The 6,916-nt window shown below is 37.2% G+C and carries 7 protein-coding genes; 2 read left to right on the top strand and 5 right to left on the bottom strand.

The annotated features are described in order from the left end of the window. Window positions 1-238, top strand: a 238-nt coding sequence (locus ABJE44_RS11005) for a hypothetical protein (protein WP_348120762.1), incomplete at its 5' end; no start/stop codon positions are given. A gap of 76 nt (window positions 239-314) precedes the next feature. Here ABJE44_RS11005 and rho read toward each other — a convergent pair. From rho to ABJE44_RS10980, 5 genes are all read right to left on the bottom strand, one after another. Beyond that, entirely contained in the window at window positions 315-1,286 is a 972-nt protein-coding gene (gene rho / locus ABJE44_RS11000; RefSeq protein WP_348110611.1) for a transcription termination factor Rho, read from the bottom strand. Window positions 1,287-1,372: 86 nt separating this feature from the next. Continuing rightward, the gene (locus ABJE44_RS10995; protein ID WP_348110755.1) at window positions 1,373-1,738 is read right to left on the bottom strand and encodes a tetratricopeptide repeat protein; all 366 of its coding nucleotides are present in this window, start codon (window positions 1,736-1,738) and stop codon (window positions 1,373-1,375) included. 331 nt (window positions 1,739-2,069) lie between these two features. Beyond that, entirely contained in the window at window positions 2,070-2,963 is an 894-nt protein-coding gene (locus tag ABJE44_RS10990) for a dienelactone hydrolase family protein (RefSeq protein ID WP_348110609.1), read from the bottom strand. Between the two features lie 196 nt (window positions 2,964-3,159). Further along, on the bottom strand, window positions 3,160-5,019 hold the full coding sequence (locus ABJE44_RS10985; protein ID WP_348110607.1) for an ATP-binding protein: 1,860 nt from the start codon (window positions 5,017-5,019) through the stop codon (window positions 3,160-3,162). A gap of 2 nt (window positions 5,020-5,021) precedes the next feature. Next, window positions 5,022-6,074, bottom strand: coding sequence for an SIR2 family protein (locus ABJE44_RS10980; RefSeq protein WP_348110605.1), 1,053 nt, complete (start codon window positions 6,072-6,074; stop codon window positions 5,022-5,024). 355 nt (window positions 6,075-6,429) lie between these two features. Between ABJE44_RS10980 and ABJE44_RS10975 the strand changes: the two genes are divergently transcribed. Next, window positions 6,430-6,900 (top strand): FKBP-type peptidyl-prolyl cis-trans isomerase, encoded by a 471-nt coding sequence (locus ABJE44_RS10975; RefSeq protein WP_348110603.1) that lies wholly within the window; start codon window positions 6,430-6,432, stop codon window positions 6,898-6,900. Window positions 6,901-6,916 lie beyond the last annotated feature (16 nt).

Genomic DNA, 6,916 nt, shown 5'->3' with positions numbered 1-6,916 from the left:
TGTAATGGAAGTCCCCGCTTGGGGCCGTAAAATAGTCTTGTATGGTGCCAAATCACTGTCACCTATTTGCCTTGGCACCATTTGTGTCGATGGCAATATCTACTACTCAGAAGATCCGCAACTAGATTTTTCGAAAGCAGGACTCGCAGGTTTAATGGGCAATGCCATTCTAGAAGACAAATATATTCTTGTTTTGGACTACGCAAATAAAAGAATTGGCACCATTAAGGAACAATAACAAATGACTTTGACAATGCACTTACAAAAGTGCACTGTCAATCTAAAACACCCTCCGCACCAAAGCGCTTTTTAGGTTAACGATGAAGCAGCTCTGCATTGGTTGGGTAGTTATTAAGTAATTCAACTAGTTTTTTAGCACCATCAACGGGTTTAAGACCAGTTAATCCCCTGCGTAGTGCTCTAATGTTAGGCAGGGTTTTAGGGGCTAGTAGCAGCTCTTCTCGGCGTGTACTGCTTTTTGATATATCAAGCGCTGGGAATACCCGTTGGCTGGCCGCCTCTCGCGACAATACCACTTCCATATTACCTGTGCCTTTAAACTCCTCAAATATCACTTGGTCCATACGACTGCCGGTATCAGCAAGTACTGTGGCTAAAATGGTGAGCGAGCCGCTGTCTTCTACTTTTCTGGCTGAGCCAAATAACTTGCGAGGCATCTCCATTGCTTTTGCATCTAGGCCACCCGACATAGTGCGACCACTGCTTTTTTGTTTAGCATTGTGCACCCGCGTAAGTCTGGTTAATGAGTCAATCACAATCATCACATCATGCCCTTCGCCAGCTTCTTTGCGGGCGATATTCAGTAAGTTATTCGCCACTTGGACGTGGTGAGCATAACTTTCATCGGTAGATGAGGCATGTACCGTTGCAGGCACGCTACGGGTAAAATCCGTAACTTCTTCTGGGCGTTCATCAATCAGTAACGCATAGAGTTTTATCTCTGGGTGCCCCGCCCCTACTGCCTGACAAATGTGTTTTAGCATAGTGGTTTTTCCACACCCTGGCGGCGCTACAATCAAGCCACGTTGGCCCTTGCCAATAGGCGTAAACATATCCATCGCCCGCATAGTGGGTTCGTTAGAGCTTAACGATAGTTGAATACACTCATAAGGATTAACCGCTGTGCCCTTTAAAAAACGAGATTGAGGGTCTTCAACGGGTTGCTTGGTGGGCGATGGGTTAACGTCATGTTTGTTAACTTGGCTATCAGCAGGCTTGCTGACTTTTTTTCTTTTCAAGTTTAACGATAATATTTCTCTGGCCATAATGCCTATGCGTACCCTATGAGATGTAAGAGGAAGAGTTAAATGTTGTGCTTAAAATTAGCTTTGCTTTAGCCATTAAGACAAGCCTAACGCAATGAATCAAGCAGTTGCTGTATTTCTGCTTTAAGCTCGTTATCTTGAATTTTATTAGCACTAATTTTTGCCGCTTCTAGGCTTTTAACGGCCCCGTTGTTATCACCCAATTCAACCTGTAACCTAGCCATTGAATACCCGATAGACGACATATGATCTTTCGAATTAATCGCCTCGGCTTTTGAGAGCGCTTTTTGATACCCAATTACAGCCTCGGCCAAGTCTTCGGTAAAATCAGCCAATGTTTCCCACTGCTCGGGGTGATCTTTAGGCGTGTTCTCGTTCTCTACACAAATAGCTTTAAGTTCTGCAAAATACCTATCAAACTCCTTTTGATTTTCTCTATCGGCCGCCGCCATTAGCTTTTCTGACAGGCTATACACAGCCTTATATATTTTAGTGTTAATTTTCACGCCACTTACCTTAAAAAATGAATGCACTCGTTATTGCGCAATCATACGGTATTCTTTGCTAAATACAGCACCTAATTAAAGTAACTCACTGCGCAGCGCATTAAATGCTCAACTGCTTGGTAAAGCTAGCGGTTTAGTCTTTGGTTGATATGGTAAAAGAGCCTATTGAGGATGTGTTATGTAGCAGCGTGCAGCGTAAGTGCAAGTGCATAAACACGTTACGCTATCTGATGAACAAGGTGTTAGCAGTTAAGGCCGCTAACACCTATTAGGTGACTTACACCAAAGCTGTTTTATATAGATTCAATAATCGGGCCCATGCTTTTTCAGCCTGAGCTTCGTTATAGACTGGCGAGTCTGGCGGACACCAGCCGTGCAATGTGCCTTGATATACTTCTACTTCAGCTGGTGTACCAACCGCTTTGTATGCCTCAATTAGGTCACCTTTTACTGTAGGCGAACGCTCATCATCATTTGCCGCAATAGCGTGTAACACCTGAGCGTTAGAGGTAGGTATCAACAAATGTGGGCTATCTGGTTTATCGGTAACTAAACCACCACCGTGGAATGAAGCCGCCGCCCCTACTCTCTCGGGTACCGCGCCTGCAGTACGCATAATCAAAGGCCCGCCCATACAATACCCAGCGGTACCAATTTTACGTTTGGTATCAACACTTGCTTGGGCATCAATAAAACGAATGTAAGCCTGTGCATCAGACATACTATTTTTATGGTCGAGCTTTTTGTACATAGGAATAAGCACTTCGCGTATTTTAGGATCGCTAAAACTGGCACTTGGGTCGACAACCGGCGCTTTTGCATCACGATAAAAAGGGTTAACCACTAACACAGCGTAACCTTCAGCAGCCAAACGTTTTGCCATAGCTTTAAATGCAGGTCTTAGCCCACGAATGTCGGGCCACATTAAAATACCAGGATGTGTGCCTTTAGCAGGATGAACAAAAAAGCTGTCAGACACGCCGTCTGGCATTTGTACATTTACCTCAGATTCAACCAAGTCGCCCTCAAAGGCACCAGAGGCTTTTGCCAAGCCTGAAAACGCCAAAGAAAAGATGGCCGCCGCACTTAGCTTGCCAAAATTACGGCGACTTAATTCACCGCCGTTCTTTGCAAATTCACTGTTATCATTTTCTGTAAAGTCATCGCACATAAGCATTCCCCATTTGTTTTTTTAGCAGAATATGAAGATACCGATAAGCATGCAACTCCTAAACCCATAGAAAACTCAAAGACGGGATAAGTCGCTTAAATTAACCGTTGTATGGCAGATTACTTTGGGGGGTAAGTAAGATTGCTGTATTGCACTGTTACGATGAGGGCTTTGTATTCATACTTGTAGAGAGAGCTCACATTACATCAGATTCAGGAATGATTTCAAGAAAATCTAGCGTTGTACTTTGTGGTTGTGCTGATTCTGGCAAAGCGTTCACTTTCAACTTTAAAGGCATAGGACTTGCCACACCACTAAAAATACATGTTCCAGTCGGCAATATTGGTATTGATTCTTCAGTAACTTTATCTATATATGATACTGCATTGGATATTGTAATTAAGTCTTTTTGATTTACTAAACGGTGAATAAAATAATTATGTGCTTGAGACGTTATTGTTGGTGATATATCCGATGGTCTTTGACTGGAAATAGTAACAAACACACCAAATTTACGCCCTTCTTTTATAACTTCTTCAAATGTTTCAAGTCGGTAATCTTTCCAGCTTTCAGATTCTCTCGATGATTCTCTCGATAAAATGTTATGAGCTTCGTCAATAATAAAAGTTAATGATTTTTTATTTTTATGTACTTTATGATCAGAATATAAAAACTTTGAAAGCAATAAAGGAATGGTTTTTTTCATTTCAATATTAACTTCATTCAAATTAATGATAATAAAATTATGATCCCAAATATGTTTTTCTTCTGTTGTATCAAAAATTTTATCAATATCTTTTTGCTTACTTTTTAACTTATTAATAACAGGCGAAATATGCTCGTTCATTGCACGATTAGAAATAAGATCAAACGCTAATTGAAGGTAAGCAAAATCTATAAAATCAGATATGGTGTCTGTTTTAAATTCAATTTGATTTGCCCTCTTATATAAAATGGTATTATTAATTTCCTGTGGTGTTTGCTGTAAATAAAAGTGATTGGGAGCTTTAGTTCTAAATTCATTACTATAATTAAACCATTCTAAATCCGAAATAACATCGATTAAACTACCATCAGCATGGGATGTTTCAGGTAGAACTTGCCTTAAATAATCAATAATTAAAAATACTTTGGTTTTATCCGTCATTTTTAATGTGTCAGATATTGCTCTTTTTAATAAATTTTTTAAATAATTTAATGAATTATCAGAAGCTTTTACTCTGCTCCGTAAATCCAGCGTTCTTTTAATAAATGGTTTTTGAGTTTTTTCAGTGGCATCAGCTAAAACACATAATGAAGGTAAATCCATTAAGGTATTTTGTGAAATTGGAATTTTATTACCACCATGTGGTTTTTGTGTGGATAAATTAAAAACTTTTTTATTATTCGTTATGCAGTTATCAGCAATATACTCCCCATTAAAATCAAATAGCACAAACCTAGAATTACTTTGAAAAACGTCTTTATTTCGCACTTCTAAGTATCTAACAAGTTGCTGATACATTGCAGCCACAGTATTCGATTTACCACTTCCTGTGTTGCCAAATACCGCTAAATGGCTATTAAACAGACCTTTAATTGGGAAAGAAACATCAAAACTATCTGTATCTGTTTTAGCAAACGTTACTGAACCTTGATTTTTATCAGTTAAGCTATGAATAGCATGTATTTTTGATTTAGTAAGAATAAATGCTTCATTGCCAATAAGAGGCATTTCAACTACGCCACCTACAAAACGACCATTTAAATTTAAGTAACCTGCTAATGATATGGATAAAACTCTTTTACTTGTATCTCTTTTCTCATAGCCTACATCGTTGAATTCTTCTTTATCTTCAACAATTTTTTCACCTTCAACTTTACCAATTAAACTTAAAAATCCCTTTCTAATTTCAACATAACTATCTACGGAGATATTTTTTAATACATCACCATAAAACAATAATTCTGAAAGATTTTTTTCTTTATCAACAAGAATGAATACTTTTCGTCCTTGGACTTCAATTACTTCACCAATACGTAAAATAGCTTCCGATGCTAATGCAACATTATCCATTGTTATAACTCCTTATAACTTGGTAAAACAGAAGCAAGTAGTCTATTAAGTGCATTAAAATTTACTGGTTTACTATCATCGCCTGAATAAACGATCGTTACGTTATTATAATCAGCAAACAATTTACTATATTTTTGTCTTGCAACATTATTATAAGCAAAAATTATTAGCTTTAATGTTGGGTTTTTTAATGATCTTTTTACTATTTCGTAAATATGTTCGTCAGCAAAAGAGAAACCAAAACTCATGAGTAATACATTTTCACGGTCAAGTTCATTAGCAAAGAGCCTTAACAGGTCATAATAAATAAGCTGTAAAACAGTTTGTTCAAATTTATGTTTTCGAGGTAAAACAAGTGCTATGTTATCAAGAAATACTTCTTTATTTTCAATATCTGGAAGCATAGAAAAAATTGGTCGATTATAAATTATTTCATTAATGCTTTCATCTATAGACCAAGATAAAGAACCATGTAATTTTAGTAAGTTTATTGATGGCAGTTCAACTTTATAATTATACAAGTTGCCATTACTGTATTGAGATGTAAAAAAGCTACTCGCTGAAAATTTGAATTTACCACTATAATTTGCTGTACGCTTAAAACCATCATTTAAATTTAAAACTGCTGACTCTCCAACAACTCGTTCAACAAATAGATCATAATTTGTTGAAATGATATTTACTTGCCTTGGTAATATTTTAGTTTTTCGTTCTGTAAGAATGGTTTCAATATGCTTAATAAATTCTTTGTAAGCATCGTGAGTAATAGCAACATCACCATTAAGAGTTGTTTCGCTTAATTTACTATTTACTACTGAGATCTCTTGTAGAAAGCTATATAACTTATTAGTAGCTTCATTGTCATTATCAGCTTTATATAAATCAGAAACTTCTTTTTCAATATTTCCTGCTACATTTATTGCTGGCTGTGAAGCCCCTGCACCGATCAGAAAGTTGATCCTACAAGATTGAAAAATTTTAAGTAGTTGATCAGTGAATTTTATAAATTCATCTTGAGGTTCATCACTAAAAATAAGGTTAAATAACTGAGCCATTAAAGTCCCTTTAGAGCTAAATGAGTTATATTAGAACCTATCATATACGATTGGCAATATGGAAAAATAATCCCTAATATTACACTTACTGCAAAAGACACTGATATTAACCATTAGGTCAAGATCTACAGAGTGTTAACCAATAATATACTAAGAACACTCCGGAATAGTGCTTACCGAAGCCCTCAAAGAAAAAATCAAGCTCACGTCTAGGCTACCTTAAGCATCACAGGTAAATAGTGTATTATGGTCAAATAAACCCTATCTAACTCAACCTGTTTAGCGCTCAAACCATGTGTGTTAACTCTTATGCTTAAGAGCTTAGTTAGTCACTGTATTTTTAATAGGAATTTTCATGAAATTTATCTTAATCATTATCGTAATTGCCGTTGCGGTACTTTACTTCAACCGAACCGCTGCTAATAAAAAATTAGCCATTGAAAACAAAGCGGCGGCGAAAGAGTTTTTAGGCATTAACAAAACCGTTGTTGGGGTGCAAGAAACACCTTCTGGCTTGCAGTATGAAGTGCTAAATAAAGGGGATGGCAAGATTAACCCCACTGCCCGTTCTAAAGTTAAAGTGCATTACCACGGCACTTTGTTAGATGGCACAGTATTCGATAGTTCGGTAGAGCGTGATTCACCTATCAGTTTTGGTTTAAATCAAGTGATTGCTGGCTGGACTGAGGGTGTGCAATTAATGGTTGTGGGCGATAAGTTTAAGTTTTTTATCCCTGCAAACTTGGGCTATGGCGATAAGTCTACAGGCAAAATCACCGCAGGCTCTTTATTGATTTTTGAAGTAGAGCTACTAGAAATTCAATAAGCTAGTCGCTCACCTA

It is taken from the genome of Paraglaciecola sp., from assembly GCF_039942875.1.
Classification (GTDB): Bacteria; Pseudomonadota; Gammaproteobacteria; order Enterobacterales; family Alteromonadaceae; genus Paraglaciecola.
This window is presented reverse-complemented; position numbering and strand designations above follow the sequence as displayed.